Genomic DNA, 25319 nt, shown 5'->3' with positions numbered 1-25319 from the left:
AACTCACAAGGCGCTTATTTACTGTATGGTGCGGTTGATGGGACTTGAACCCATACGAGCGTACGCTCACCACCCCCTCAAGATGGCGTGTCTGCCATTCCACCACAACCGCATAGAATTTTTATTCTTAATGGTGCCTCAGGACAGAATCGAACTGTCGACACAAGGATTTTCAGTCCTTTGCTCTACCGACTGAGCTACCGAGGCAAATGAGGAAAAACTTTTGTAAATAAAAAAATGGCGACCCCGATCAGATTTGAACTGACGATCTTCGCCGTGACAGGGCGACATGTTAACCGCTACACCACGGGGCCGCAATACCGTTATTCCAGGTACTTTCATATAGTATCATGATTTTATTTTTTGCGCAAGAGGGAAAATGAATTTTCTTACATTTTTTTGAGGGAATATGTAAGATGAGGATTAGACCGTAATATAAAATTACACTACTCTCAAACTAGTTTCAAAAGGTGGCGACTGTGCAGGAAGTTTTAAACCAAACTAGTATTACACTACTCTCAAACCCCAAATTGCATATTTACAAAATTTTATGAATTTAAAGTTCAAGAGAATTTTCCGGTTACGAGCCAAGTGCCATACTAGTGTTTCAATCTAAAATACACATAAATCTTTATCTAAAGTATAAATTATTTCCTTATTTCTTACAACTGATATATCATCTTTACATACTCGTTCTATACATAGTACTGGAATTTTTTTACAAAGCATTGTTTCAAAAAATAAAGTTATTTCCCCATCATCCATATATGAACGGGGGTTCAACAAAACCATCAATTTAGGATTTAGTAACTCTATAACTACATCAATAAAATTAGCCACTTTACCAATATCATCAAACTCATCATCTCTAATTAGAAAATTGCCTAGCTTAACAATATCTTGTACTGCAATTAATTCATTGTGAAAAACATCAATAGAAAGACTGCTTTCTAACGATAATAAAAGCTGTTGTATTTTTTGATTAATCTCATACAATAGCTCAACCTCTTCTGTAGCAATTCCAGACAATCTTTGATGTAATTTAGATAGTAAAGTCTTATTATTAATATCTAATTTAAAGAAATCACTAATAAAATACACATCCTTTTTTATATCCAGTATTTTATTAGCTACTGATAGTACCCATTCACTTTCTTCTCCACCACTAGCTTGAAAAAAGTCCTTTACTAACTTTCTAAAGACACTCCTTTCTTCAACTATTAAAGTCGTAATTATTTCATCAGATAAATCAAGTTCTAAATCCAATGTTAAATAAGTTAGTTTCATAATACTAATAGCCGATCTGTAGACGTTACAACTTCAGTTGCTACTTCACCAACCAGCGTCTCCATTTTTGCAAATTGTTTTTCTGTAATCACAAGCATTTGTACTAACCCTTCAGGTGGCTTCTGACATCTAACATACGCCATAACCTTATTAGCTTCTGTTTGATTCAGCACCAACTTAGCATATATTGATTCTTGCATCATATAAAATCCTGTGGATAGTAAAAATTTTCTAAAAACTCTATATGATTTACGATTAGCTGAAGATTCCACAGGTAGATCAAACATAACCATTACTCTCATAAATCTATAACTCATACTCCACAAACCTTATTAGTCTAATATCATTTTCTTTAAGTGCATCAAATATACTTTTACAATAAATCTTAATAGCCGCACTTAAATACTGATTAGTTCCCTCGATTTTTACTTCTGAATTTAATAAATCAATTAACTCTAATCGCTCCTTCCTTGTAAAGTGTGTATGATTTATTCCCACTACATATCTATCGACTATTCCTCGTAATGGCTCAATAACATCACAACTTAAATTAAAAGGATTAAATTGATTACAATGATTTAGACCTAATTGAGTTAAGTATCCCATAGCTACAATTTCCCGATTAATGGCAGATAATAAAATAGAGTATCCATAATCAAGAGCAGCATTTATGTTATTATCATCATCACGAGTAAAAAGTTTACCAAATAAAGAGTTAAAATAAACTTTTGCTGCATGCCCTTCACGTTGCGATTCATCATTAAATCGTAGATCATCTACATATGAATCAAGTAGACTATATTCCAACTTATTCATCGATTTAAGTAACCTTGCTTGATTCCTAATTTTTTGCTTAACTAATGCAGTCCAAACAGACTGCTTAATATCCTCCGCCCATTCAATTTGTTCTCTACATCGCTTACTTGTATTGTGACTGCCATATAAAGAAACTACTTCACTAGTAGGGTTAAATTTTTCATCACAAAAAATGATTTTTACTTTTGCTTTTATTAATTGATTAAGCAAGGCGGCGGTTAAACTAACCGCCGTTGATGCTATTACTAAAACCTGAATCTCATTGATATATACTCTATTACAACCACATTCCTTACGAACAACCATATAATTCATTTTAAAATCTAATTTTGCCCGATTATCTACTACAACTACACGCCAGCCCATAGAATCAGCCTTTCTATCACTCCCATAACTATCAGATAATCTTTATTTCCTTACTATATAAACCAGTAATAGATTTTGTAACTATAGAAAACTCTTGTAACTTAGTAATATTCATATTAATAGTACATCTAGAAGCAGATAAACCTATCATTTTTATATCAAATGTTGTTTTTTGATGCGTTAATAAATTTAACAATTCAAACAATATATAACACTGTTTTCTCAAATCTATTTTTTTGAATGCATTAAGTGTTTCTAACTTAGATAGTTCATCCTTTTTATTCATTTTCATAGTCGAAAAAGCTTTTTTGCCCATTTTCTCTATTAAAGAATTATATATTTCAATGTTATTTTCCTCATTGATATATTCTAAATTAGGCTCATATTTATTATCATTCTGTACTCTATTCAAATAAGTTTCTATAACCTTTAGTTTTTTTACTATCTCCGCATTAAGAACAAGCGACGTTGCTGAATTTATATAAACTTTATTATTAGTCTTACCACCTATATAATATAAAAAACCATTAATCTTAACTAACGAGTCTATACATAGTTTTCTATAAACTAACCTAACTACATCATATTTATTACTATCGATTACACTACTTGCATAGGCAATATAATCATCAACACTTTTTAGTTGATTAATCTTAAGTATAGGCATTGCTAATAATTGAAATTCATGTTCTTTATTCTTTTTATTATATAGTTCAAAAATACTATAATAAGCGATCTTAATACTTGTGAATCCTCCATATTTTTTTACATCAGCCAACACTGAATTATTTCTTTTAAGTGGTTCATAACTATTTATTTTAGCAACACTAGCTTTATATATGGTAGCATCATACAAAGCCCCTTTTTGCTCAATTAATTTTTTTGTCACTTGCACATCATTGTTGGCCATCATTTTCTTTACTACTGGATAGCTATTATCTGGATTCCAAATTACACGTTGTCCCACTTTAAGCAGAAAATCAAACATTTTACTCAAATTATATGGCCGTTTTTTCTCTGCTCTAGCTTTTTTGATAAAATTACGAGGGTTATTAGTAAATTTCTCATGATAAACATTACCTACTACAATGTTTAAATAAGCATCTTTAGCATGATGGTGTGCATTCAAACTACGCAATTTAACAAATTCATTTTTTTGCCGGAAATCTGAAACATTTTCAGCTTTTACATAACAAATTGTTGTATCTGGGTACAACCTCTTTAATAAATTAGTAACTGCTTTAACTGCTTGGTTGGTTTCTACTAATTGTCTACTCACAAAGTCAGCTAACTCATCAGCAGTCAATGGAGTTGTGCGGATTAACCGTTCATACTTTTTCTCACTAATTAAGTTGTATTTTAATAAGCGGTTCCACAATCCCTCACACTTTTTCTGTGTTTCGATTTCAATAGGATAATTATCCGTCTTTTCACGATTTAGTATAGATTTAACTAGCACTAAATTGTCCCAACTATTATCTTTTGTAACACTTTGAGGATAGATATGGTCTATATCATATTTAGATGTAAATAGATCACCTAAATCAATAGGCTCTCCCGAATACATACAACGTCCCTGTTGCGTATAATATAAATATAATTTTTTAGATTGAAATTTTCCGGCTTCAGTTTCTTTGATTTCCTTAGACCAATTACGAGCTTCATCTTTAATATTTTTATAAAGATATAATAATTTAGCCTGTCTAGAGTTTGTTCGTTTCTTCTCCGCACGATTTGTTCGAGCTACTTCAACAAAAATTTTCTTTGGTATCCCTCTGCGGAGTTGTGTAATTTCCTCTAAAATCCGTAAAGTTTGCCACACGGAACGTTTTACTGCTGGTGATATATATAATTCATCAACTAAATCATAACTCCCCCGTTCAACCACTTCAGTGCGCTTAGCATTAAATTCCTCAATAGCTGCTAAATACGAATTATGAGAACTCAATACTTCCATTAAAGTCAGTGACTGTGTTTCCATACAAGTCAAAATATTGCATTCTGGGCCATCTCCAGCTACACCGACAATTTTCTTCAAAAATGCTTCTGACAACCGTCCCCATTCTTTATACTTTAATTTTTGTATTTGTTTTACTTGTACTTCACTGATTGTATCCTTAAACTCTTTTTTCAATACATCAGCTAGTATTTTTTTTGCATCACCAAATAATGTAACATAGCGAATAATTCGTTCAGCTAATTGCTCATCAAAGCCTTCACCTAAAATTCTCACCATATCTCTATATGACTTCAAATCACTCTTTATGTCAATGTCCAAACCTGTTAATTCCCCTGTACCATCAGTGAAACCTTTCAACTTCAAAAAGCTCTTAATTGCTTTTTCCGTCATTTTTTTATGTTCTGCTTGAAAACATTCTGTAATAAACGCCATTTTAACTTCATAGGATAAAGGGTGCCCATTGTATTTTAAATTATTAAGTTCATTGAGTAACATAAATTTAGAATATGCTAATGAATATTTAGGTAATACATCTTCACCAATCAAATACGTGCACTTATTCGTCAAATTTTCTATAAATGCCTGTGCCGACGCATTTATATCCACCTTCTTCTCAAAATCCCACGGATATACTTTGCCGGCTTCTTTACGTACTACCCAAGCAAATCCATTACTGTCTTTATGTGCTGGATTTAATGGTCCTACAAAATAAGGAATTCTAAATGTTAGCAATTTTAAAATTTTCTTAGCTACAGTAAATCCAGATTCATCACAACTATTTAGAAATTCATACTTTTTACTAGCAACTGCTAATATTTGTTCCAATTCTTCTTCATGGATTTGATAATGTATTACTCCATTTTCACGGACACGTAGCAGGGGTAAAAATACATCTAAATCAATTAATTGCAATATTTCACTTTTTAAAATACTCTCCGGCAAAACTTCAAGTACTTTTTTCAAAAATTTATAAAAATCCTCTCTCGAACAATTTTTACCACTTTGGCTCTTACCTATATAAGCTATATAATTAGCACTATCTTTTGTATCATCACGAAAAACACTATTATAAAGGGCTTTTTCACCTTTTAACAACTTTTTCAGCTTTACTAAGTGTTCCTGATGCTCATTAAATACTTCAACCTTAGCTTCTGATAAATACTTCCCATCTGGCTTTATCGTTGATAACAAACGACTATCATACAACGCTTTACAACCATCTAACGCTAAAATACTTTCCCCTAAGATGCTTTCATATTTTTCTCGCTCTTCCCAATAATCTTTCCCAGAAAACTCTACACTTCTTACATCGGCATCCAATTCTTTATATTCAGGTTCATTAAATAATTCATCTAAATTCCCTTTTAATCCTAAGACTAATGATGTGAATGCCTTAGCTTGCTTTTTAAGACCTTTATCAGCTATACTATCACTCACTAATTTTGCAATATCACTACAGGTACGCCCTGTACTAGTCAATAAGTCAACAAATACTTGTTCATCAATTTGATCATGTAAGCGTGAAAACTCCATACAGCTTAATACTTGATGTAAAATATCCATTACACCACCTGAGGTTTTTATCGGTTCACCTTCAAGTAAAAAATTCCCACGATATTTTATAATATGATGAACTGCTAAAAAGAGTAATCGAATATCTTTTGCAGGCTCTTTCATTAATGAACTGCGCAAATGATATATAGTTGGATACTCCTTATGATAAGTTTTATCCGTATAATCTACATCATTAAATAAAAAATACTGTCCATCCGTATTTTTATCCTCGTGATGGTATTGACTTTCATGTAACCGCTGATAAAATGCTGGATCCACTTTATATATTTCTGAAGCAAATAATTCTTCTAAAATTGCAAGCCTATCATTTCGTCTATCTAAACGACGACGCCCTGCTCTATAATTTCTCCGTTCGGCAGCAGTCTGACCTTCTTCAAATAATCGGCTTCCCCACATTCTGTGCCCTTTTGCCCGTAACACCTCATATAATTCATTAGTAACAGCCCATCCTACGGAACTTGTCCCTATGTCTAGGCCTACAAAATAATCTTTTACTTGCTTCAAATCCTCTTTACTAGATACCTTCATAATTTACCTCCTCAGTATGTTTTACCCTATTTCATAATATTAAATCTCTCATCAATAGTTATAAAGTCTATTTCCACAAGAATCTTATAATTTTACAATTGACAAAATAATCAATTACGATTACTATATAGATGTAACTAGTGGATTAGACCACACTAGTATTACACTACGAGTTCAAATAAAGATTTATCTACAATGCCTTCGGGCGGCTCGGTGTGAGCCTTTTATCTGAACTTTACTCGACTCTTATGAGTCGAGTTTTTTTATTAACAAAAAATACGCCTATACTCCAAAAATCCTTAATTATACTTCGATTATACGCTCGTTCACCAGCAAAGCACAAATTGATTTTCTAAATCTACAATTTATTTTTATATTAATCTCACAAATCAAGTCTTAATCATATGTTTTACCCTATAATATGAGTCAGTTATATTTTAATGTTCTAATCATTTTTCAAAATGATATGCATGTTCAATTTATCAAATATACCTAAAAGGAGTCTTAACTATGCAATACAAACGTCTTGGCAATACTCATATTGCGTTCCGATTAAATCCAGGCGAAGAGCTGGTAGAATCTATTGAAAAAATTGCCCGCCAAGAAAACGTGACCACTGCCATGATTCAAGGACTAGGTGCTACCAATGACATTGTTCTTGAAACCTATCGCGCTGCGGAAAAGAAATATTATCATCATCGTTTAACCGGTGATTTTGAAATTACCTCCATTACAGGTACTATCGATTTGCTAAATGATGACCATTATTCCCACCTCCACATTACTATTGCAGATCAAGAAGGTCATTCCCATGGTGGTCATTTAACAAGTGCAATTATTAGCGTTACAGCTGAAATGATACTAACCTTATTGCCTGAAGATATTCATCGTGGCTATGATAAAGAGGCTGACTTAAATTTGTGGCAGTTGGATAAGTAAAATATCAATAATACAAAAACATGCAAATTCATATGTAAATCTAAACACAAAAGCAGCAATCTTGTAGATTGCTGCTTTTCTTTATATAGCTCTATTTATTTGTAGCAACTGTACTTTCTATTTTTTTAGCTAACAGTTCACTTAACCCCTGACAAAGATTAATAAAACTACCTAATTGTTGTTTTTCTTCAACCGTATATAATGCATAATCTTTTAAAAAATTATGTTTTCTCATATAAATGCGCAACATAACAATCTTATTTGCCGTATGATCTAACAACATTCGAGCTTCTTCGACCTGATATCCACACTGTTTCAATGATGTAATATTACCTTGAATATTATCAGCTTGCTTAATTGCTTCAGCTGACACATCTTTATTCTTTTTGTACCACTTAGCAACACCTACTAACAGTGAAATAATACTAATCCCCCAACCAATCGGTCCAAGCATAGATAATATAAAACGACTTCCTATAAAAGAACCACCTGCAGCAATAGAACCAAATCCACCAACTACAACAGACATATTAGCTAATCCTGAACCTGTAGCTGCTAGTAAAGTAGAACCAGCCGATATAGAACCGAATGTCGTTGACATTGCTACAGCCATAGACGGACCTAAACTTACTAGTCCAACACCAACCCCACTCACCATCCCAAACTTAGCTAAACGCTCACCTAATTGATGTTTCGTTAATTTTTCTAGCTGAGCTACTTCTTCTGAAAATGCCTGTGACTTTAATTGAATATCTCCCATTTCTTGTAATAACTTTTTAGGTTTATTTGCTATTGTACTCAGAAACAACTCACATTCTTCAAGAACTTTAACAGCTACTATTTTATGATTATGAAATGTTTCCGCACTTTTTAAAGCATCTGAATAAATTACCGTATAATCTTGTTGTACTTTTTGTAACAGACGAAGGGCTTGCTTCTTTTCACCATAATGAAACATAAGACCCCTCCTAACTCATAAAATCATCCACATCATGCGTTGATTTTACTTGCTGTTCCTCCGCTACTCCTAAACTATCTGAAATTTGACAAGTTGCCTGTAACTGACTATCTAAATTTTCCCTATAATCTTCATGATTATACTCTAAACAACTACAGTCATAATCTACATATCCTGCCTTACAACGACCCCAATCACACTTCGTAAGCGGTTCTACTAATGCCTCAATAGAATCAGTTAGTCTCTTATATTCAGTTGTTAACTCCCGTAACTCTGCAACCTCTGAACTTTCAAAAAATTCTTCAATTCGTTCGGCCACATTATACCGCTCCAGCAAGAAAAAGCCTGTAGTCATCATCATACCAGCGATTAAAGCTCCTAAAAATTCAGTCAATGCATCCCCTACTGGTAACTCTGCCACAATAGAACCTAACGAAGTAATAATCAAACTACCAAAAACCACACTACTACTTACAATAAAACATTTTAGAATAGCATCAGTTCGATCAGCTAATGGAATATCTTCTTTTGAAAAAATAACCTTACTTTTTTCCATCACTACTTTTCGCATCTGAAATAAAGCTTGTAATATTACACGAATCGAATGTCGAAATGAATTAATCAGCATAACAACAATATTAAACCAAGTTCCTTCTAATGCTTCTTCTTTAACATATTTCCAAAATACAGGAAAATTACTTTTGGCATTAGTAAAACCAAATTTAATACCCTGCTCCATTTTACGACTAAACTCTTTTATACTTTTTACGGTTGACCACTCGTTAAAACATTTTTCACGAATGCCAAACCATATTTCAGCTAAAAAGAAACCTACTCCTTGTCGAAGAGCCATTTGAATACCTTTATTCAAAACATTTTTACCAGCACCTACCCAATATTTATGATCTGTAAGATGGGATAAATGAACTTGATTTTTTAAACTCCCCTGATAATTGTTATACGTAGTTTCCATATTATTTAAAATCGAGTCTTGTACTATATCATCCAATGAAAATTCTTCCATTTCTACTTCTTTTATAGTTTCTTTAGCCTTCTCGATTTTCCGCTTAACTTGGTTTGAAAAATTCACTAAATTTTTCTTTGGCAGAATAAATGTTGCCATATTCGTAAACTTATCTTGTATTCCCGTTACAATAGACTCCACATATGACTCTTGTGGCTCTTCTGCCATAACCTCATCCATAACACGCTCATAAGCTTCATTAGAAATTGGAGGTTCTACATCATCATTACTTAAATGACATTCTCGTAAATAATCAAGCCCAAACGTAGTAATCAAACTCTGCAACATAGTTTCTTCATAATTTTTTAATAAGTCTAACCCTGACGGTCTGAATGACATTGCCATATCCATACAACTCACCCCATACATACCTTACAACGCTAACCTTAATAACCCCATAATTAGTTAGTTTTTATCAATTTGTATATATCGACTTAAATTATTTACCTATATTTATTATTTTAAAATCCGCACAAATATATCTTATCTAAATAATACCACATTCTTCATCTTATTTCCATATTTAAACTTTATTTCTTCTTTTGACTATCTGTGACATCTAAAATCTTTCAATAGATACAATTTAAGTATATGTGCCATATATATGCTTTTGTCTCAAAATTCATTTTATTGTATAATATAATCATAAAAAGGAGGTATTTCTATGATTAAAGAAAAATTAGTTGAAATGATTAGTGCTTACTTCAAAGTTGATGAAAGTAAATTCATGTCGGTAGTAAATAATATCGAAGGACTTAATGTTAACAGCATTGAGGATATAAAAAATCTTGATACCGCCCAATTACAAACGCTTCTTGAAAGTCTTAAAGATGCCTATGGTGAATTAAGTGGCAACGAAGATCTAAAAGAAGGGCTTAGCAACTTAGCTGGTAAGTTTTTCAAATAAATAAACTAACAAAAAAGGGTTATCATGCAATATATAGCATGATAACCCTTTTTATATCCCTATTTTATTAACTTTATTTCTATGATTAACACTAACAAAATCCCCAATAACAACAAGCCCTTACTTAAACAATGCTTCCAGATCTACCAAGCCCACTGGTGTCGGTGATACTAAGAAAAGGCTCACTACGGCTAAAATAGTCACGGCAATAGCGGTATACGAGAAGGTCCCTCGACGACTAAACTCATACATCCCTGCAAAGCGCATACCAATCGCAGCGCCTACAGCGGCTACTAAAGCAGGCATAGAGAAAATAAATTCTGTTGCAAAAATTGCCATAATGCCAATGAACGCAGCAACAAAGGTAATAACTGGAATCATCACATCTTGCTTACTCGTAAAATTACGATTTAATGCGCATGCATAAAAAGAGCTATCAAGACCAAACAAACCTAAGAACAAGGTCAAGAAGTTCCAAATTTGTGTCCAAGTCCCCCGAAATGCGTCACGATGTTTAGCTGCATACCAAGCAAAACCAGTAAGCCCTAACATAGCTAACCCCACCAAAATAAAGTAGTACGCTTCTGGTATGTACGCTACAGCAAATACACCAACCAAACACCAAATAGTAGCAATAACTGTACTTACTAACACCTGACTAAGCACAGGCCGTTCTCCCTGTGGCAAGCGTTGATACATATTCATAGCTAATTCAGCAATAAAACACAAAATGAAAAAAGCAATTGATACCGGTGGTGCAATAAAGGCTAATACTAATGATCCCACTATAGGAATCGCTATACGCCAGCCCTTAAATAATACAAGATTTTTAATATTAAGACGAAAATCTTGTGTTTCAGAAGTAAACCCATTATATACAGCAAAGGTTAGCATAAAGGCAACTAACTCTAGTGGTTTCGCGCCCCAATATAACAAAGTAGGAGCCATCACAAAAGACAAGGCAATCCCTGTAAAACGCGAAATAAGAGCCGCTACCAAACCAGCCGTAAAAAACGGCAATAACGCAACAATAATATCCATCATACTCTCCATTCTACACTAATAATATATTATAACGTGCTACTTTCTTGCCTTCTAGTATAACGAATTCAGCCCTTATAATGCAACTTTCCTTTAACTTTGTTTCCATGCCTTTTTAACTTTCTTTCTATGCCCGTTTAACTTTCTTTCCGTGCCCCTTTATAACCACTCCACTGATCAAGGCGCCGCCGCACAGCTGAATAGGAGCAACCTAGTTCTTCAGCAATCTGCAAAGGACTATGCCCCTGCTGATAACGCAAGCAAACATCAAATGTATTGAGTTTTAATTGATTGCCTCGCAAGTGAATCCCCGCCTCTTTTAAGCGTTCAGCTACGGTTGAAGGCTTAAGATTATATAAGCTAGCTAACATTATTGTCGACATATGTCGCTGTGTATAAAGATATACTAACTCTTTCGTATTTACATAAATTCGCTTATTACTATGACGGATAGCAATCCCCGCTTGTCGTAAAGTGGTGAGCACCGTCCACCGTGAAAGCTGTAATCGCCTAGCAATCCACGAAGCACTTTGCCCATTTCTGTAAAAAGCTAGTATCTGTTGTTGTTTACTAGCCGTTGGCTTTATATATGCTACTTGTTTTGATACTAATACACCTAAATCTCGTAAACGCTGGGCCACGGTTGTATGTGAACATTGGTAGCGTCTAGCCAGTTCTTTTACCCCTAGCCCTTCATCCACGTACAGATGGATTAATTCCTTCACAGGCAATAACTTACGTCTTGTCCGAATTGGAATTTCATATTCATGTAAACGTCGTACTACAGTATCCTGACTACAATGTAGCTCTTTAGCAATTGCCCATGTAGATAACTGCTGTTCCGTATATAAACGTTGTAATAAAGGCCGTGGAATGACCACTTGTCGCCCTGTTCCCATAAAACAAAAACCTCCCTTACCGTTTCTAACACTATACATTGAGCTCACTATTCATTATAAGAAGACCTCCCTTTAAAAACAATGTATTCACTCATACCAGTAGTGTGAGTATCATACCATTAGTAAATAATCCACTGACAGTTCATTTTTTGACGCCTTCAACAACTAGTTTCGCCAAAGTAGTTTTATTTTCTATCTAATAAATTAACTCTTTGATGCCATTGACGATATGGCTACCACTTTGCGTATATCGATAATTTACGGTATACTATTACATATACACTTATCAAAAAGGAGATGTTTATGTCTAATTTTAATGTATTGACTATTGTGGCTACCTTACCAGCCATTATTATTGCCATGGCGATGCACGAATATGCACATGCTAAAGTGGCAGATATATTAGGGGATGATACGCCTCGTCGCATGGGGCGTTTAACTATGAATCCCTTAGCCCATCTTGATTTTATCGGCATGTTAATGCTTTTACTTTTACATTTTGGTTGGGCAAAACCCGTAATGATTAATCCTGCAAATTTCAAAAATAAAAAAAGAGACGATATACTCGTTTCAGCAGCAGGGCCATTAGCTAATATTGTAGTCGCCTTTCTCTCTGCCTTTGTTTTATTCTTTATCAATAATCACAATATAGAAATTTCACAAGGCCTTTACACGGTTATCTCCCTAATGGTTATTATTAATATAAACTTCGCTTTATTCAATTTAATTCCTATTCCCCCTTTAGATGGTGCTCATATTGTGTCTAATTTTCTATCCCCTGCTTGGCAAATGAAATACTGGCAGTGGCAGCGCTTTGGTTTCTTAGCCTTAATTCTGCTAGCATATACACCATTTTTAAGCCTTGTACTTATTCCCTTACAACAAGGCATTTTACGTGTATTTAGTCTGATTTTACAGTTTGTATAAAGAGGAGTTTATTATGACCGCTACCAAACGGCCCATTCATGTTCAGTTTGTTTGTCACGGCAATATTTGTCGATCTACCATGGCAGAATTTATTTTTAAAGAATTAGTAAATAAATCAGCCCTAACAGAACAATTTAAGATTGACTCTACCGCAACAAGTCGTGAAGAAATTGGTAATGACACTCATCCTGGCACTAAAACTAAATTGCGTGATATGAATATTCCGTTCACACCACGCCAAGCGCGCCAAATTACGAAAGCCGATTATGCTTCAGCCGACTATATTATCATTATGGATGAAAATAACCGCCGTAACCTCGAACGACTACTCGGACCTGATACAGAGCATAAAATTCATAAAATGCTCTCCTTTATTGGCGAGACCCGTGATGTAAAAGATCCTTGGTATACAGGCAATTTTGATGAAACTTATAATGACATTGCCCCTAGTTGCGAAGCTTTACTAAAACAAATCAAACAAGAATATAATATATAACGAAACACAAAAGAGAGCTATCAATTCTTGATAGCTCTCTTTTAATTTTTAATTTTTAATTTTTGATTTTTACTATTTATCTATTTACTATTTATTGTATATCATCTTATTTCACACACTTATTAACAAAATAAGAAAGCATACTTTCTTGCCTTCCATATATACGCTACTTATTTACGCGCTTCTGCTACAGCGGCAACAAATTTCTTAGCCGTTTCTGCAATCTCTGCTAAAGATTTTCCGCCACCAGTCAAAGCACCACCAGCTCCAACAGCCACAGCGCCTGCTTTAAACCATTCAGCTACATTATCGATGCTAACACCACCAGTTGGCATCATTTGAGCCTGTGGTAATGGCCCTTTTACGGCTTTAATAAACTTGCTACCTACTACTTCACCAGGGAATACTTTTACAATATCGGCTCCCAATTCAAGGGCTTGAATAACACCTTGAATCGTAGTTGTGCCAGGCATACAAGCCACACGATAGCGATTACATAATTTGATAGTATCTTCATCAAAAGCTGGGGATACAATAAAAGCTGCCCCATTTAAAATAGCCAAACGTGCTGTTTCAGAGTCTAAAACTGTACCCGCACCAATGACTACATCAGCATTATCTTTGTATTTTTCAGATAATGTTAAAATGGCTTCATGAGCACGTGGTGTTGTAAAGGCTACTTCAATAGCCGTTACTCCTCCAGCAATGCAGGCTTCTGAAATTTGAGCAGCCTCTTCTGGCGTATTACCACGAATAACGGCAACTACACCAATTTTTTTAACTGTTTCAATAATTTGTAATTTATCCATACGGGTCCTCCCAATCTTATCTTTAGCTCTGTTTCCTACTCTATTATATACATTTCAGAACTATCCGTCATTACTTTTCGTGCCTATTAAATATTCGCTTACTCATCAGGCTATTACTACCTACTAATGATTCACTTAATTAACACTACTTAGCTTGACTATCAATTATTCGCTTAATTTAGCGCTCTTTTGATACGCTACTAATTGATCAGGTGTTGGTAACCCCTCATTATCGCCTTCCACTTGTACTTGAAGGGCCCCAATGGCAGCGCCACGACGAACTGCTTCCGCCCAGCTAAGACCTTCTAAACGACCACTAACGGTACCTACGGCAAAGCCATCACCAGCCCCAACTGTGTCAACTACGTTTTCAACAATATATGCAGGCGCATAGAATACTTCTTCAGCAGTCTTCACATAAGCACCTTTAGTCCCTAATTTCACAATAACTGCTTTCGCACCTTGTTTCAAATAAAATTCAGCAATGTCTTCTGGTGTGTCAAAACCTGTTAAGATTTTTCCTTCGCCAAAGCCTGGTAATACAATATCAGCTAAGGACGCCAAGTAATTAATATTTTCACGCATTACGTCTTCAGATGGCCAAAGAGCGGGACGAAGATTAGTATCAAAGGACACTTGCACACCATGAGATTTAGCGGCTTTCATCATAGCAATGGACGTTTCACGGCAACTTTCAGACAACGCTGGTGGAATGCCAGTCACATGCAAATGATCGTATTTTCCCCATTGTACCGTATCCACAACGGATGGTTCCATATAGGAGAATGCTGTAAAACGACGGAAGTTAACCACTTCTGGATCCCCTTCTAAAGTTTTAGCTTTTAACTGCATTCCTGTCCGATTCACATCATCCAATGTTACATAGTCTGTACCAATATGTTGTTCTGCCAAAAAATCTAAAATATGTTGACCAAATGGATCATTCCCTACACGACTGATATACGCTGTTTCATGACCTAAACGGCTCATACCAACGGCAAAATTAACTTCTGCCCCACATACATAGCGACGAAATGTTGTCACATCTTTTAATGCTTTAGGTTCTGTGGCTACCATTAACCCCATAGGCTCACCAATTGTAAGAACACGTGCCATTTTTATTCCTCCTCATTATAGCAAGCAACACCCTGAGCCGACGGAGGCGCAAGGTGTGCTGCTGAAGCTTTAATTATATTACCCATTTACCACAATGCGAGCGGCTTTAGTTTTACCTTCATCGCTGAAACGTTTACACCAAAAAGCTGTTACAATTGGTACTAAAATTGATGTAACAACTACGGCCGTAGCTACTAATGCAGTAGCGGCTGGCGCAATTGGTGCAAAGGCGGGAATCATTCCAGCAATAATGATTGGGTTTGTTACCGCAGCCCCAGCTGTACTAGAAGCAGCTAGACCAGCACCACCATTACCACCTGCAATATATTTGTCTGCTAAAATAAGTGGAATACCAGTGATAACAATTACGGCAAGCCCTAATAAAATACCTAATAAGCCTGTATGTGCAACCATCATAAGGTCAATTGTATTACCTAAGGCAAAGCCGAAGAAGGGAATCATAAGCATAGTGCCTTGGCTAAAGAAGGTTTTGCATTCTTTGTCAATGTTACCTAGTGCAAAGCCGATTAAGAATGGTAATACAGCGCCTACAAATAGATGTGGCTCAAAGGTAGCCGCCCCAGTTGTACCAAGAATCATCATGGTTACTAATGGGCCAGACTCAATAGACATCAATACAAATGCCCCTGCGTCTTCCTTGGAGCCATACTGTGCCATCAAGGAAGCATATAAACCACCATTAGTCATGTCCATAGCTGTAACAATAGCTAAGGTGGAGAGTCCTGCAAAAAATCCTGTTTCAATCATACCACTAGGCATAAACATAACACATATATGCCCAACGATCCATGCTACTAAAATCTTTGTTACTACTAATGTACCCGATTTTTTCAAAACGGTACCTGTTGCTTTTAAATCAATGCTAGCACCCATACAGAAAAACCATACCGATAAAATAGGAACGGTGCCGCTAATTAAACCATTTGTAAATGAACCAAAATATTTACCAGTGCCAGGTGCTAACGTATGTAACAAAGCACCGAGTAGTAAAGGAACGAGCATAAGCCCGCCGGGAACACGTGATACTGCCTTCATGATATTCATGCTGATTTCCTCCAATATAGGGGGCAGGCCTCACGGGGAGGCCCTCCCGAATAAATTATGGTTGTTTACCGATGTAAGCTAAAATCCCACCATCTACATATAATACATGGCCATTAATAAAGTCAGATGCTTCAGATGCTAAGAATACAGCTGGACCTTGTAAATCTTCAGGTGTACCCCAACGAGCAGCTGGTGTTTTAGCAATAATAAAGCTATTGAATGGATGACCTTCGGTACGAAGTGGTGCTGTCTGTGGCGTAGCAATGTAGCCAGGTCCAAGACCATTACATTGGATGTTATATTCGCCATATTCAGAAGCAATATTACGAGTTAACATTTTTAAGCCACCCTTAGCCGCTGCATAAGCAGATACTGTTTCACGGCCTAATTCACTCATCATGGAGCAAATGTTAATAATTTTACCATGACCTTTTTTAATCATTCCAGGGATAACAGCTTTAGCCATAATGAATGGACCTACTAAGTCGATATCAATTACTTGACGGAATTCATCGGCTGCCATTTCAGTCATTGGAATACGTTTAATAATTCCCGCATTATTTACAAGAATATCTATGCCACCAAGTTTTTCTTCAATATCTTTAATCATAGGAATGATTTCTTCTTCTTTAGTTACGTCTGCTACGTAGCCTACTGCATCAATGCCTACTTCTTTGTAATCAGCTACTGCTTTATCACGTGTTGCTTCATCTAAACAGTTGAAAGCAATCTTAGCACCTGCTCCAGCGAGTGCTTGCGCAATCGCAAAACCAATGCCATATACAGCCCCTGTTACGAGTGCTACTTTTCCATCTAAGCGGAATTGTTCTAAGCCGTTCATGAGAACCTCCAATTTTATAAATTTAAGTAATAGATTTAAGTTTCAGATACAAATAAACCGAGCAAAATTCGTATGTGTATCGATTTCTAAAAGTGTTAAAAAAATATATTTTTAACATCAGTATTTTTATTAACTACTTCGTATATATCTTCAGTAGCTACTATTTCATATCCGTAATTGCAATATGATCCATATCATCAAACGCTTGGTTTTCGCCACCCATAGCCCAGATGAAGGTATAGTTGGATGTACCAGCACCAGCATGTAAGCTCCAAGAAGGACTAATTACAGCTTCTTCATTGTGCATTACGATATGGCGTGTTTCCTGTGCTTCACCCATCATATGGAATACAACATTATCTTGTGGTACTTCAAAGTAGAAGTAAATTTCCATACGACGCTCATGTGTATGTGGCGGCATAGAATTCCAAACACTACCTGGTTTTAACTGAGTTAACCCCATAGATAACTGGCAAGTTTCTAATACATCTGGATGAATAAACTGATTAATCACACGATCATTAGCTGTTTCCATGGCCCCCATAGGACGTTTGTTAGCTTTTGCCATTGGAATAAAGGTTGTTTTATGAGACGTATGTGCTGGGGCAGACACCATGTAGAATTTAGCCGGTTTTGCTGGATCAACGCTCTGGAACATTACTTCTTTAGTTCCTTTAGTAATATATACGCAATCGGTATATGTAAGGTTAAATTCTTCGCCATCAGCTACGATTTTACCATCGCCACCAACATTAAAAATACCAATTTCACGGCGTTCTAAGAAGAAGTGTGTACCAAATGTATGCCAAATGTCCATACCTTTTTCAAGGTTAACCACTTCATTAACTGGCATACAACCAAGCGTTACCATGCGGTCAACGTGGCTATATACAGCCGTTACTTCATCAGCCTTAAAAATGTCTTGAATCAAAAATTCATTGCGCAACTCCTCAGTTGTATAACGTTTAATGTCGCGCGGGTTTACACTATAACGTGTATCCATGTGTGTCACTCCTTTTATATACTCTTAAAATAAATACCTAACTTATCCTTTGTAATAATTCTATATTAGAGTTCATTGAAACGAGCTCATTATTACCTTAATTAACTACACCACTTATAGTGACTGGCGTTCAACAATGGAGCATGGTAAAATTACTTTTTGGCGTTCCAATACTTCACTAGCGGCCTCATTCAAAGATTCCTTAATGCGACCAACTAATAAGCGAGCACATTCTTGGCCTATTTCATAAGTCGGTAATTCAACAACGGAAATACCAGGTCCAATGACATCCATCCAGGTCCAGTTATCATAACTATATACTCCTAAGTCTTGAGGAATAGTTAGCTGTTGTTGACGTGTAATCTTAGCAATATCACTAAGCACTACCCCGTTACCAGCAAATACAGCAAATCGTTCCTTCGCTTGTCGTGCTGCTGCTAGTTCTGTCATCACCGTATTGGTAAGTATATCCTTTGTTGTTTTATCATACTCTAAGGTAAGTGCTGATCGCCCTGTTTTGGCTTCATACTGTTTCACAAATTCATCAAAGCGTAAACGACGAATACCATTGGTACCGACTCGCCGAGTAGCAAATAAAATTCGCTCATACCCTTTGCTTAATAATAAGTCTAAACTAGCCTCTGTAATATGCTCCGTATCTGATGATACTAAATCACAATCACAACCTGCCACTGGTCGGTCAGCTAATACAATCGGCATAACTGAACGGTTTACTTCATTTAAGTATTCCACTTCAGCACCCGTTGCATTAATAACTATACCATCTACACCTTGGGCAATCATAGATTGAATATATCGCCGTTCTTTCTGTGGATCATCAGCCGCATCAGCTAAGAGTACGGTAAATCCATGTTCTTCACACCAATCAGCAATACCAGAATATAGAATGGCTGAGAAGGGACTCGAAATATCAGACACTATAACCCCAATCATATGACTTTGTTGTAAACGTAAGCTACGAGCCATTTTATTTGGCTTATACTCGATTTCCTTAATTACTTCACTAATTCGTTCCCGTGTGGCCGCTGACATATATTCATATTTACCATTTAAGTATCTAGAAATTGTTGTCTTTGAAAAACCTGTGCGTTCAGCTACATCGGCAATCGTTATTTTACCCATATAGCAGCCTCCTTTCCTATCTTGCGCATAAAAGAGGTAAGCACTTAGCTACTCCATACACGAACTATTAGATCCCCTTTAGTGTGGTCAAATAGACCATCACTCACTCCTTAACTTACACAATATTTGTTGTGTATCGATTTACGAAATCGTTTTCGTAACTTCGTCACAATCATAATACAACAAGAAGAATGTTTTTACAACATATTTGCTATGCATTGTTAACATACGACTTTTATTTTTACACTATTTTTACTATTTATTTACGAGCAAAAAGCCCGATTCACTCCGTAATTACTAGAGGAATCGGGCTATAGCTGTTTTGCATGCTTAGCACTATTTTTTATTAAAACTTCAAAATAATGGTAAATAATCATCTTTCCCATTATTATAGTTAGCAATTTTTGCTCACTTCACAAATACCTGCTGAATAAGAACCATATATACAACAGTCCCCGTAGCAATACTCAATAACATATTGCGCTTTAATAAATGTACCAAGATAATACTTACAATAGCAATGATTTCAGGTAAGCCATGGGGATAGGTCCACACTGTCATGTCTTTTAAAGAATATACTACCAATAAACCCATAACAGCGGCTGGCAACACAGTGCCTAAATAAGCAATAATAGCAGGTGGCTTACCCGCTTTTGAAAAAATAAGAAATGGGGTAAACCGCGTTGCCATAGTGCCTAAAACAACAGCACCAATCGTAAGTACAATTTCCCAACCAGTCATATATTACGCGCCTCCTTTTCACCCTTACTATTAAACCAAAAGAGTCCACAGAATATAATGACCATCAATGCCATGGCTGGCAAAATAAATAAATTAGGACCTAACAAATACAGCATGCCAAGTGCCACGAAGAAACCAATCAAACCAGACTGATATTTTTTAGCTGTTAATAACATGTCTAAAAATATGACTGTAAATAAGGCCGTTAAAATAAATTCAATCCCTTGCATATTGAATTTAATAAAATGACTCCCTATAGCGCCAAGGGCAACACCGCCTACCCAATATATATAGTTTAGCCAAGTTACATGTAAATAAAACCACCCTCGATCAATTTGACTCGGTAAATTAATGGTCGCATTAATAGCAAATGTTTCATCACATAAACCATAAATCAACGGATATTTCTTCCAATCTAAGGGGCCATAACGAGTCAACATAGTAAGGCCATAAAAAATATGACGCCCATTGACCATAAAAGCTAATACGAATGCCCCTAAAGGATCAAATGGCGCAGCCAACAAGGCTACAGTGACAAACTCCATAGATCCTGCAAAAATAGTAGCACTCATAAGAAATGGCAAATACCAAGGCAAGCCCTGTCCTACTGCATACAAGCCATAAGAAATTCCTAAAAAAAGGAAACTAGCACAAATCGGTACTGTTAGGGGGAAAGCATAGCGAAAGGCTTCCCGACCTTTATTTGTTTCATCAATCTTCATAAGGCCCCCAAGCCTTTTCTGCCACACGTTTAATAAGGGCTAACTTCGCAAATTGCTCTGCTTCAGTTAGATTATTGCCTTCCTCCGTGGAGGCAAAGCCACACTGTGGACTTAAGGCTAATTGTTCTTTTGGTACATATAGCGATGCTTCTTCAATACGGGCTAATAAATCTTCTTCTTTTTCTAACTCAGGGAATTTAGAAGTCACTAAACCTAGTACCACTTTTTGATTTTTAATAAACCGCAATGGTGCAAAACCACCCGCTCTATCAGAGTCATACTCCAAGAAGAAGCCATCAATATGACAATGACCAAACAAGGTCTCTGCAATTGGTTCATAACCACCAGACGAGAACCAAGTCGATCTAAAATTACCACGACAAATATGCATAGTCACGGCTAAATCATCTGGTTTTCCTTCTAATGCATAATTAATAACTTCCACATATTTTTTAGCAATATATTGCAAATCTAAGCCACGAGCTGCATATTCTTTACGCTTAGTTTCATCACAAAATTCACCCCAAGAAGTATCATCTAATTGCAAATAACGACAACCAGCTGCATAAAAAGCTTGAATTGCCTTGCGATATGCTTTAGCAATAGCCTCAAATAAGGCTTCTTCTTGCGCATATTGTGGTAATGCTTCATAATGTTCTTCACGGACACAACAAATCAAATGAAGCATAGATGGTGAAGGAATCGTAAATTTAGCAACAGCGCTATCCCCTGCACATTCTTTCACAAACTGAAAGTCTTTTATAAATGGATGATCCTCAGGGAAATCAATGTCACCTACGATTTTAAGCGTAGCCGCCTTTGGCTGATGCCCTTTGAAAGCCACAGACCACTGTTCTGCTTTAATTCGCTCAACACCCACTAATTGTTCTAAAAAGTCCAAATGCCAGTAAGCTCGACGGAACTCACCATCAGTTACAGCTCGTAAGCCTACTTCTACTTCTTTATTAATCAAATCGCGAATTGAATCATCTTCTACTTTACGTAATTCTACTGCATTTATCTTGCCTGCTTCGACGGCTTGACGAGCTTCTTTTACTGCATCAGGTCGCAAAAAGCTACCTACTACATCATAACGAAATGGTCCTTTACCGATTACTTGTTTTGTATTACTCATACTCTCAGTCTCCTCTCCTAGTGGCCCATAAATAAAAAAAGTCGTCAACAAATGACGACCTATGTCTTATCATCTGTCGGTTTCCCGTTGGACTTAGCACCTTGCTTCATAACCCCAATTATAAAGCAGGTTGCCGCAGCATCAATGGGCCAGTTCCCTCAGCTGCTCTGGATGATACTATACAATTATTAATAAAGGCATATTAAATATCACCTTTTGGATATATATTATGATACTTCAAATAAAACATATCTGTCAACTGTAGTTGTACCAGCAAGCATAGCTATAAAATAATAATCTACCCTCTGCTTTTTACTTAGTATATAAAAAGGGCATTGAAGCTAATGCTTAGCACCAGCCTCCAATGCCCTATTTGTCTTATAGTTAAGCTATAGTAAAACTAGTCTCATCTCAATATATAATAGCCTAGTTTTATTCAGGCTTTTTAAATTTAGGAGATGTTGGACAAGTTTCAGGTGTTACATCTTTACGAACACCTAAATCAGCACTGCGATCAGTGTAATGAGTATGTAACAATTCTTCGGAACGTTCCCCTAATGGTTTACCTAAGAATTCTTCGTAAATTGCCTTAATTTCTGGATTTTCATAGCTGGAACGAAGTTTCATTTCAGAATCAGCTTTATAAATACCTTCAATACGAGCTGATTTTACTTTATCAGCTACTGGCATTTTAACGCGTGGCTGACCGCCACCACCAATACAACCACCACGGCAAGCCATCATTTCAATGAAATCATATTTCTTGCCAGTTGCTTTCATATTATCTAAGAAATCGCGGATATTTTTACCACCATGAACTACGGCAACTTTTAATGTTTTACCAGCGATTTCAACGTCAGCTTCTTTAACACCTTCCATACCACGAACATCTTGTAAGTTAGTGAAAGGTTCTGGAGATGGTTCATTACCAGTGATGAATTTGTAAGCACTACGCATAGCCGCTTCCATTACGCCACCAGTGTTACAGAAAATAACACTACCACCAGTTTCAGCACCAATATATTTATCCATAGTAGATTCTTCTACTTGTGTGAAATCAATACCAGACTCACGAATCCATTTTGCAAACTCACGAGTAGTAATGCAATAATCAGTATCGCGAAGATCTTCTTTGCCCCAGTATTCAGCAGATTTGTTCTGTTCTGGACGACGAATTTCAAATTTCTTAGCTGTACATGGTGCTACACTTACGGATACAATTTTTTCTGGATCCAATTTCATTTTTTCAGCAAAATATGTTTTTAACATAGCTGCTTCCATAGCAATACAGCTACGAGTTGTAGAAATATTAGGTAAATATTCTGGATAATATGTTTCAGCAAATTTTACCCATGCTGGACAGCAACTAGTGAACTGTGGCAATTCGCCATGACCATTAATAACACGTTCAATTAATTCGCTAGCTTCTTCCATGATAGTTAAGTCAGCACCAAAATTAGTGTCAACTACATAGTCCGCACCTAAGGCACGAAGGGCACCAATCATTTTACCTTCTAAGAAGGAACCTGGTTCATAACCAAATTCTTCACCAATACCAACGCGTACAGCTGGTGCTGTTTGAATAACAACAATTTTATCTGGATCAGCAATCGCTGCTTTTACTTGATCTAATTCACTACGTTCATTCATGGAATCGAATGGACACGCAGCGGCACATTGACCACAATGAACACAGATAGGATTATCCCCTGTAGATTCTAAATCATAGTAGTCAAGTACACCCATCACGTCTGCACAAGCACGACGACATAATGTACAGTTTTTACATTTTTCCAAATCATGTACAATCGCAATGTTATCTTCAGCAATTGGGACACGACGATCAATGTGTTGGAATCGACTTTCGAAACTCATAATTTTGCACCTCACACAATATAATACTAGTTATGTATTCAAATACCCCGACATCTGCCGGAATGGACCTCGACCATGCGATTCATGGTTGTGAGTGATGTCTCTTTGTAGTATATCATCTTAAATGTCCTATTTTCAAATAGGAATTAGATAAACTTTGTGCATATTTACTATGCATTTACTAATAGTTATGGTCTTAAAAAAATAAGGAATTTAATGTAAAACTCTATAGAATTTTACATTAAATTCCTGCACCACTAGACATATATCTTTCGTTTTATTTTTTATCTTTATTTTTTCTTCTCTCTTCTATTTAGACTTCTACCTTCTATTTATACTTTTATCTTCTATTTATATTTTTATCTATAAGCTGCTTTTTTATATATTACATATTATACTTTGGCTTTGTTTACTAAATAGCCAAATTACTGTGCCAACTATCTTGGCAAATGCATGAATAGCTGTTTCAAACGATACGATATGGCAAATGCTGACCAATAAGCAATCAGCTCAAACACTTCCTCAAAACCTTGATGATACGGTTCTAAAGGCGTAATTAAATTCTTTTCAAAAACCGTTTCACTTAAAACTAATCCCAATATAAAAAGAACTAAATACAGACGAATCGTATGATCGCTCTTATACTGACTAAATATAGATCGTATCAAAGTACGACTTCGCCATAAATTATAAAGTAATATAAGTCCGGCAAGACCTAATACCCAAGGTAAATAAGGCCCAAACCACACTTCTTTGATACTTAAAAATTCAGGTCCTTCCGATCCCATACCGACTGGATAAAATATACGGCCCCAACTAATTTCACGGCCAAAGGCAACTAAAAATAAAATAGCCTCACTTATATATATTGATTTCAAATAACTGATTGAGTCTTCACTCTTTATAGCCCAAACAAAATTAAACAGACAAGCACCTAGTAAAACTACAGCCTGCATATTTTCTACCCAATGATTTTCCCAAAAAGCCCACTTAGGTAAGCATATAGCAAGCGGTATTGCTGCTAACAGAAACAAAAATGTAACAATATTAACTTTTCTCACAATATCCCTCATAACTTTAAATACATTATACTAACTTAAAATCTGTAATAATTGCTTAAACAGTATGTAAAATCTTCTTATATTT

At 35.8% G+C, this 25319-nt stretch carries 23 protein-coding genes, 3 tRNA genes and 1 riboswitch; of the genes, 4 read left to right on the top strand and 22 right to left on the bottom strand.

The genetic code is table 11. The annotated features are described in order from the left end of the window. Positions 1–26: 26 nt before the first annotated feature. The 7 genes from NFR27_RS08980 to cas9 all read right to left on the bottom strand — a co-directional run bounded on the left by NFR27_RS08980 (position 27) and on the right by cas9 (position 6532). Positions 27–112 (bottom strand) — tRNA-Leu (locus NFR27_RS08980). Between the two features lie 19 nt (positions 113–131). Further along, positions 132–207, bottom strand: a tRNA-Phe gene (locus NFR27_RS08975). 31 nt (positions 208–238) lie between these two features. After that, a tRNA-Asp gene (locus NFR27_RS08970) sits at positions 239–314 on the bottom strand. Positions 315–612: 298 nt separating this feature from the next. Further along, entirely contained in the window at positions 613–1287 is a 675-nt protein-coding gene (csn2, locus tag NFR27_RS08965) for a type II-A CRISPR-associated protein Csn2 (protein WP_251444179.1), read from the bottom strand. Further along, positions 1284–1580, bottom strand: a complete 297-nt coding sequence (cas2, locus tag NFR27_RS08960) for a CRISPR-associated endonuclease Cas2 (protein WP_277612552.1) — start codon at positions 1578–1580, stop codon at positions 1284–1286. The genes csn2 and cas2 overlap by 4 nt, the downstream gene beginning before the upstream one ends. 13 nt (positions 1581–1593) lie before the next feature. Next, a complete protein-coding gene (gene cas1, locus NFR27_RS08955) occupies positions 1594–2469 on the bottom strand; it encodes a type II CRISPR-associated endonuclease Cas1 (RefSeq protein WP_251444176.1) in 876 nt (291 codons plus the stop codon). 31 nt (positions 2470–2500) lie between these two features. Continuing rightward, a complete protein-coding gene (gene cas9 / locus NFR27_RS08950; RefSeq protein WP_251444173.1) occupies positions 2501–6532 on the bottom strand; it encodes a type II CRISPR RNA-guided endonuclease Cas9 in 4032 nt (1343 codons plus the stop codon). 510 nt (positions 6533–7042) lie between these two features. On the opposite strand from cas9, the gene NFR27_RS08945 reads away from it, so the two are divergent. Beyond that, positions 7043–7471 carry a PPC domain-containing DNA-binding protein gene (locus NFR27_RS08945; protein WP_251444171.1) on the top strand — a complete coding sequence of 143 codons (429 nt, stop codon included), beginning with the start codon at positions 7043–7045 and terminating at the stop codon, positions 7469–7471. A gap of 91 nt (positions 7472–7562) precedes the next feature. Here NFR27_RS08945 and NFR27_RS08940 read toward each other — a convergent pair whose 3' ends face one another. After that, the gene (locus tag NFR27_RS08940) at positions 7563–8429 is read right to left on the bottom strand and encodes a hypothetical protein (protein ID WP_251444168.1); all 867 of its coding nucleotides are present in this window, start codon (positions 8427–8429) and stop codon (positions 7563–7565) included. Positions 8430–8439: 10 nt separating this feature from the next. Continuing rightward, the gene (locus NFR27_RS08935) at positions 8440–9804 is read right to left on the bottom strand and encodes a cation diffusion facilitator family transporter (protein ID WP_251444164.1); all 1365 of its coding nucleotides are present in this window, start codon (positions 9802–9804) and stop codon (positions 8440–8442) included. Between the two features lie 313 nt (positions 9805–10117). Between NFR27_RS08935 and NFR27_RS08930 the strand changes: the two genes are divergently transcribed. Next, positions 10118–10360 (top strand): hypothetical protein, encoded by a 243-nt coding sequence (locus tag NFR27_RS08930; protein ID WP_251444161.1) that lies wholly within the window; start codon positions 10118–10120, stop codon positions 10358–10360. A gap of 120 nt (positions 10361–10480) precedes the next feature. Here NFR27_RS08930 and NFR27_RS08925 read toward each other — a convergent pair whose 3' ends face one another. Both NFR27_RS08925 and NFR27_RS08920 read right to left on the bottom strand, forming a co-directional pair. Next, positions 10481–11413, bottom strand: coding sequence for a hypothetical protein (locus NFR27_RS08925; RefSeq protein WP_338146969.1), 933 nt, complete (start codon positions 11411–11413; stop codon positions 10481–10483). 125 nt (positions 11414–11538) lie between these two features. Beyond that, a complete protein-coding gene (locus NFR27_RS08920; protein ID WP_251444155.1) occupies positions 11539–12300 on the bottom strand; it encodes a helix-turn-helix domain-containing protein in 762 nt (253 codons plus the stop codon). Between the two features lie 303 nt (positions 12301–12603). Here NFR27_RS08920 and NFR27_RS08915 point away from each other — a divergent pair, with 303 nt between their 5' ends. Together NFR27_RS08915 and NFR27_RS08910 are read left to right on the top strand one after the other, a co-directional pair. Beyond that, positions 12604–13227, top strand: coding sequence for a site-2 protease family protein (locus NFR27_RS08915; RefSeq protein WP_251444152.1), 624 nt, complete (start codon positions 12604–12606; stop codon positions 13225–13227). Between the two features lie 13 nt (positions 13228–13240). Beyond that, complete coding sequence (locus tag NFR27_RS08910) at positions 13241–13723, top strand: low molecular weight protein-tyrosine-phosphatase (RefSeq protein WP_251444149.1); 483 nt, start codon at positions 13241–13243, stop codon at positions 13721–13723. A gap of 170 nt (positions 13724–13893) precedes the next feature. Here the strand turns inward: NFR27_RS08910 and NFR27_RS08905 are convergent, their stop codons facing one another. The 11 genes from NFR27_RS08905 to NFR27_RS08855 all read right to left on the bottom strand — a co-directional run bounded on the left by NFR27_RS08905 (position 13894) and on the right by NFR27_RS08855 (position 25234). Further along, entirely contained in the window at positions 13894–14532 is a 639-nt protein-coding gene (locus NFR27_RS08905) for a bifunctional 2-keto-4-hydroxyglutarate aldolase/2-keto-3-deoxy-6-phosphogluconate aldolase (RefSeq protein WP_251444146.1), read from the bottom strand. A gap of 165 nt (positions 14533–14697) precedes the next feature. Continuing rightward, a complete protein-coding gene (locus NFR27_RS08900) occupies positions 14698–15648 on the bottom strand; it encodes a sugar kinase (RefSeq protein ID WP_251444144.1) in 951 nt (316 codons plus the stop codon). Positions 15649–15726: 78 nt separating this feature from the next. After that, positions 15727–16713, bottom strand: coding sequence for a 2-keto-3-deoxygluconate transporter (gene kdgT / locus NFR27_RS08895; protein WP_251444141.1), 987 nt, complete (start codon positions 16711–16713; stop codon positions 15727–15729). A gap of 55 nt (positions 16714–16768) precedes the next feature. Continuing rightward, on the bottom strand, positions 16769–17554 hold the full coding sequence (locus NFR27_RS08890) for a gluconate 5-dehydrogenase (protein WP_251444138.1): 786 nt from the start codon (positions 17552–17554) through the stop codon (positions 16769–16771). Between the two features lie 160 nt (positions 17555–17714). After that, positions 17715–18557 (bottom strand): 5-dehydro-4-deoxy-D-glucuronate isomerase, encoded by an 843-nt coding sequence (gene kduI / locus NFR27_RS08885; protein WP_251444135.1) that lies wholly within the window; start codon positions 18555–18557, stop codon positions 17715–17717. Positions 18558–18671: 114 nt separating this feature from the next. Then, a complete protein-coding gene (locus NFR27_RS08880) occupies positions 18672–19700 on the bottom strand; it encodes a LacI family DNA-binding transcriptional regulator (RefSeq protein ID WP_251444132.1) in 1029 nt (342 codons plus the stop codon). Positions 19701–20108: 408 nt separating this feature from the next. Beyond that, positions 20109–20441, bottom strand: coding sequence for a branched-chain amino acid transporter permease (locus NFR27_RS08875; protein ID WP_251444129.1), 333 nt, complete (start codon positions 20439–20441; stop codon positions 20109–20111). Continuing rightward, positions 20438–21163 (bottom strand): AzlC family ABC transporter permease, encoded by a 726-nt coding sequence (locus NFR27_RS08870; RefSeq protein WP_251444126.1) that lies wholly within the window; start codon positions 21161–21163, stop codon positions 20438–20440. The genes NFR27_RS08875 and NFR27_RS08870 overlap by 4 nt, the downstream gene beginning before the upstream one ends. Then, positions 21153–22298 carry a 5-methyltetrahydropteroyltriglutamate--homocysteine S-methyltransferase gene (locus NFR27_RS08865; RefSeq protein WP_251444123.1) on the bottom strand — a complete coding sequence of 382 codons (1146 nt, stop codon included), beginning with the start codon at positions 22296–22298 and terminating at the stop codon, positions 21153–21155. Before NFR27_RS08865 ends, NFR27_RS08870 begins: the two co-directional genes overlap by 11 nt. Before the next feature lie 66 nt (positions 22299–22364). Beyond that, positions 22365–22476, bottom strand: a riboswitch (SAM riboswitch). Between the two features lie 254 nt (positions 22477–22730). Then, entirely contained in the window at positions 22731–24173 is a 1443-nt protein-coding gene (locus NFR27_RS08860) for a [FeFe] hydrogenase, group A (RefSeq protein ID WP_251444120.1), read from the bottom strand. 437 nt (positions 24174–24610) lie between these two features. Then, positions 24611–25234: a hypothetical protein gene (locus NFR27_RS08855; RefSeq protein ID WP_251444118.1), complete on the bottom strand. Its 624-nt coding sequence runs from the start codon at positions 25232–25234 to the stop codon at positions 24611–24613. Positions 25235–25319 lie beyond the last annotated feature (85 nt).

The sequence above is a fragment of the Veillonella intestinalis genome, assembly GCF_943192895.1.
Lineage (GTDB): Bacteria > Bacillota > Negativicutes > Veillonellales > Veillonellaceae > Veillonella_A > Veillonella_A intestinalis.
This window is presented reverse-complemented; position numbering and strand designations above follow the sequence as displayed.

Excerpts from the sequence above, each read along its gene's own strand:
- csn2 (WP_251444179.1), bottom strand. The coding sequence starts at position 1,287 with ATGAAACTAACTTATTTAACATTGGATTTAGAACTTGATTTATCTGAT.
- cas2 (WP_277612552.1), bottom strand. The coding sequence starts at position 1,580 with ATGGTTATGTTTGATCTACCTGTGGAATCTTCAGCTAATCGTAAATCA.
- cas1 (WP_251444176.1), bottom strand. The coding sequence starts at position 2,469 with ATGGGCTGGCGTGTAGTTGTAGTAGATAATCGGGCAAAATTAGATTTT.
- cas9 (WP_251444173.1), bottom strand. The coding sequence starts at position 6,532 with ATGAAGGTATCTAGTAAAGAGGATTTGAAGCAAGTAAAAGATTATTTT.
- NFR27_RS08945 (WP_251444171.1), top strand. The coding sequence starts at position 7,043 with ATGCAATACAAACGTCTTGGCAATACTCATATTGCGTTCCGATTAAAT.
- NFR27_RS08940 (WP_251444168.1), bottom strand. The coding sequence starts at position 8,429 with ATGTTTCATTATGGTGAAAAGAAGCAAGCCCTTCGTCTGTTACAAAAA.
- NFR27_RS08935 (WP_251444164.1), bottom strand. The coding sequence starts at position 9,804 with ATGGATATGGCAATGTCATTCAGACCGTCAGGGTTAGACTTATTAAAA.
- NFR27_RS08930 (WP_251444161.1), top strand. The coding sequence starts at position 10,118 with ATGATTAAAGAAAAATTAGTTGAAATGATTAGTGCTTACTTCAAAGTT.
- NFR27_RS08925 (WP_338146969.1), bottom strand. The coding sequence starts at position 11,413 with ATGGAGAGTATGATGGATATTATTGTTGCGTTATTGCCGTTTTTTACG.
- NFR27_RS08920 (WP_251444155.1), bottom strand. The coding sequence starts at position 12,300 with ATGGGAACAGGGCGACAAGTGGTCATTCCACGGCCTTTATTACAACGT.
- NFR27_RS08915 (WP_251444152.1), top strand. The coding sequence starts at position 12,604 with ATGTCTAATTTTAATGTATTGACTATTGTGGCTACCTTACCAGCCATT.
- NFR27_RS08910 (WP_251444149.1), top strand. The coding sequence starts at position 13,241 with ATGACCGCTACCAAACGGCCCATTCATGTTCAGTTTGTTTGTCACGGC.
- NFR27_RS08905 (WP_251444146.1), bottom strand. The coding sequence starts at position 14,532 with ATGGATAAATTACAAATTATTGAAACAGTTAAAAAAATTGGTGTAGTT.
- NFR27_RS08900 (WP_251444144.1), bottom strand. The coding sequence starts at position 15,648 with ATGGCACGTGTTCTTACAATTGGTGAGCCTATGGGGTTAATGGTAGCC.
- kdgT (WP_251444141.1), bottom strand. The coding sequence starts at position 16,713 with ATGAATATCATGAAGGCAGTATCACGTGTTCCCGGCGGGCTTATGCTC.
- NFR27_RS08890 (WP_251444138.1), bottom strand. The coding sequence starts at position 17,554 with ATGAACGGCTTAGAACAATTCCGCTTAGATGGAAAAGTAGCACTCGTA.
- kduI (WP_251444135.1), bottom strand. The coding sequence starts at position 18,557 with ATGGATACACGTTATAGTGTAAACCCGCGCGACATTAAACGTTATACA.
- NFR27_RS08880 (WP_251444132.1), bottom strand. The coding sequence starts at position 19,700 with ATGGGTAAAATAACGATTGCCGATGTAGCTGAACGCACAGGTTTTTCA.
- NFR27_RS08875 (WP_251444129.1), bottom strand. The coding sequence starts at position 20,441 with ATGACTGGTTGGGAAATTGTACTTACGATTGGTGCTGTTGTTTTAGGC.
- NFR27_RS08870 (WP_251444126.1), bottom strand. The coding sequence starts at position 21,163 with ATGAAGATTGATGAAACAAATAAAGGTCGGGAAGCCTTTCGCTATGCT.
- NFR27_RS08865 (WP_251444123.1), bottom strand. The coding sequence starts at position 22,298 with ATGAGTAATACAAAACAAGTAATCGGTAAAGGACCATTTCGTTATGAT.
- NFR27_RS08860 (WP_251444120.1), bottom strand. The coding sequence starts at position 24,173 with ATGAGTTTCGAAAGTCGATTCCAACACATTGATCGTCGTGTCCCAATT.